The sequence below is a fragment of the Xenorhabdus miraniensis genome, from assembly GCF_002632615.1.
Map to the genome: position 1 here is coordinate 1 of NZ_NITZ01000064.1, position 2560 is coordinate 2560.

3 protein-coding genes are annotated in these 2560 nt (G+C 30.8%); all 3 read right to left on the minus strand.

Features of this window, described 5'->3' with window-relative positions; genetic code table 11:
• On the minus strand, window positions 1-869 hold an 869-nt coding region (locus tag Xmir_RS21965; RefSeq protein WP_145956950.1), incomplete at its 3' end, for a hypothetical protein.
• Between the two features lie 118 nt (window positions 870-987).
• Window positions 988-1959: a hypothetical protein gene (locus Xmir_RS21970; protein ID WP_099116094.1), complete on the minus strand. Its 972-nt coding sequence runs from the start codon at window positions 1957-1959 to the stop codon at window positions 988-990.
• A gap of 220 nt (window positions 1960-2179) precedes the next feature.
• On the minus strand, window positions 2180-2560 hold a 381-nt coding region (locus Xmir_RS21975), incomplete at its 5' end, for a hypothetical protein (RefSeq protein WP_208620481.1).

The following is a 2560-nucleotide window of genomic DNA, read 5'->3' on the forward strand; positions in this document are numbered from 1 at the left end:
GGTTTTGAGTTCTTACGTAAAGAAAATATTGATGATTGGCGTTCAAAATCCACTGAGCTGACAGATTCTTTTCCTTGAATCAGATATTTTGCCATAAAAGCCAATAAATATTTTTTGCTTATTATGTCGTCTATTAGGTTAGGAATACGGGGTTCAAAATCATAAATCATCAGTTTGTTATTTTTGTCAAATCCATAAGCTCTGAAATACAGAACATCATATAGGTTAACAACATCGACTTGAGAGTAACGTGCAACATACATTCTTCCCTTACGCCATGTATAAAACAGTTGTTTTTCCCGATCAATAACAAGAGGTGGTATTTTACGAATTAAAGATAATACCCATAAATGAATTAAAATCATTGTAATAGAAAATAGGAAAAAACCACCATCTAAAAATAAATTTTCTCTCACTCTAGATTTTTCATAAAAACCATTATCCATATAACGAATATGAAAATATTGAGACCAAGATATTTTCTTTGCATCATAAATATACTTATATGGCTCAAGAAAATCTGGCAATTTTGAATTTAAATAAAACTCATCTCCATACTTTTTCTTGGCACGAATAACAGTTTCCAAATAACTTTCTTCATTTGCTTTCCATGTATTAATAACATCATTAATAAAAAAACAAAAACCTAATAAAAAACCTACTAAAGAAGCAAGTAAAATATTTTCACGATAATTACTTTTTCCAAACCGTATTTCGCATTTTTTATTATCAATTAAATTAATAAAACCTTCTGATTTTATTTGCTCTTTATTCAGTATGCCAATATCTTCATCTAAGAAAGGATCACACACTGTTGATAGCCGGTTAATTCTGAGATTTTTAATTTTTTTATAGTCCGTATATTCCATAATCCATCATCCTACTTCATTCATTATTGAGAAAATTTCTCTTTCCAAAGTAATTACAGAGCGATAATAAACGCCCTGCTAGAAAGGTACGTATTAAATTCTTTCTATCAATTTTTCATTAAACTCTTTCCTTCGGAGTTTTTTCAGATACAGAGACATGAGGTGGTCCAAATCGATCTACTTCAGCTAAAATTGCTGCAACCTGTGCCTCCCAATCTGCCGGTTTTGGCTCTTCACGTAACCAGAAAAGTGGTCCTCTACGTTTAAAATCAACCAAACTAACAGTATCTTTTCCTTGCACAAAATATTTCGAGACAAAGGTCAGTAAATATTCTATATCTATATTTGTATTAAATATGCTTGGAAATTTAGGTAAATAAAAATAATTAATAAGCTTATTGTTCTTATCGTATCCACAGGTTTTTAACCCTAAATTACCTGAGGAATTATAGACTTCCAACTGAGCATAATTTGCCACATATACCTTTCCTTTCAGCCAGGTATAAAAAATCTGTCTTTCTCTATCGATGATAAAAGGAGGGATGGTGCGAACTTTGAGTAAAAAATAAAAAGAAACAATAATAAAAAAGAGATAAAGTAAGAAAAAACCAGCATCTGTCATTAAAAAATATCTTGCCCGCTCTTCACTATAAAATCCATCTTTGGAATAACGAATATGCCAATATTTTAAAAGTGAAATACTCTTGTCGTGAGCAATATACTCGTACTTTTTTTGATATTCAGGCAGATTTGGGTTTAAATAAAAATATTCACCATAATCTTCTTTTGCATAACTAGCCCCCTCAATATATGATGTCTCACTCGCATTCCATACTTTTAAGTAGTGGTTAATAAAGGTCCCCATTCCAATCAACGAACCAATAAAATACAAGTACATAAAAAATCGCCTCATTAAATTCAGGCTATTTATTAGACGGCATTCTGTGTTATTAATACTCTCTAAGCAGGCTATTTTCCTTGCTTTTTTGTTATTAATTTTTTCAAATTTTTTGTTAATAGTATCAGAGCATAGCTCTGAAAAATTTTCTGTTTCAAGAGTATGATTTTTAATAGAATATGTTCTGTTCATAATATAATCCTTTTTTATATACCAAACTTTCTATGTAATACTTCATCATCATAACCATAAATGGCATTTTCTAGTATTGGTTCCTTACCCCATTCATAACGAAGAGGAGCAATAACATCTTCAGTAAGCATATAATACCAAAATATTTACAGTGTAATTTTTGAAATTTTAAAATTTGCACCGAGATGATTATAATATTCTTCGGTGCTATTTTTTCCAACTATGGTTTAGGATCAGTGGCCCTTTTCGGTGGACCAAGCCTATCCAACTCTGCTAAAATTGCTGAAATTTGTTGTTCCCAATCTGCCGGTTTTGAGTTCTTACGTAAAGAAAATATTGATGATTGGCGTTTAAAATCCACTGAACTGACAGATTCTTTTCCTTGAATCAGATATTTTGCCATAAAAGCCAATAAATATTTTTTGCTTATTATGTCGTCTATTAGGTTAGGAATACGGGGTTCAAAATCATAAATCATCAGTTTGTTATTTTTGTCAAATCCATAAGCTCTGAAATACAGAACATCATATAGGTTAACAACATCGACTTGAGAGTAACGTGCAACATACATTCTTCCCTTACGCCATGTATAAAACAGTTG